Source organism: Spongiactinospora gelatinilytica, from assembly GCF_003236385.1.
Lineage (GTDB): Bacteria > Actinomycetota > Actinomycetes > Streptosporangiales > Streptosporangiaceae > Spongiactinospora > Spongiactinospora gelatinilytica.
In genome coordinates, this window is sequence record NZ_POUA01000847.1 from 1 (window position 1) to 471 (window position 471).

General features: G+C 75.8%; 1 protein-coding gene. It reads left to right on the forward strand.

Features of this window, described 5'->3' with window-relative positions; all coding sequences use genetic code 11:
- A partial coding sequence (locus C1I98_RS42460; RefSeq protein ID WP_497846377.1) for a mannosyltransferase YkcB-related protein occupies positions 1 to 433 on the forward strand: 433 nt, incomplete at its 5' end.
- Positions 434 to 471 lie beyond the last annotated feature (38 nt).

A 471-nucleotide genomic window follows, 5' to 3' on the forward strand; every position in this document is an offset into this window, starting at 1 on the left:
GGCCGGGGGCGGCGGCCTGGGTGGCTTCGGCGGCCGGGTGAGCGACGGGCTGATCGCGTACCTCAAGCGTGAGCAGGGCGGGGCGACCTGGCTGGCCGCCTTCGGCAACGCCCAGCCCGCCGCGCAGGTGATCCTCACCACGGGCCGGCCGGCGCTGGCGATGGGCGGGTTCCTCGGTTCCGATCCGGCGATGACCGTGGAGCGGCTGCGCGATCTCGTCGCCGCCGGGCGGTTGCGGTACGTGATCCCCGGCGGCGGCGTGCGCGCCGCGACCCGAGGTGACCGCGGGCTCACCCAGTGGGTGGAGTCCACCTGCACGCCGGTCGATCCCGTCGAGTACGGCGAACCGCGTCCCCCCGGCTGGCCGGACCTGGAGCCGACCCCAAAGGGACGGCGGGCCGACGGCACACGGGTCTATCGCTGCGGCGAGTGACCCAGGCTGTGTGGTTCAGGTGGGGAGGGCGGCCGGGC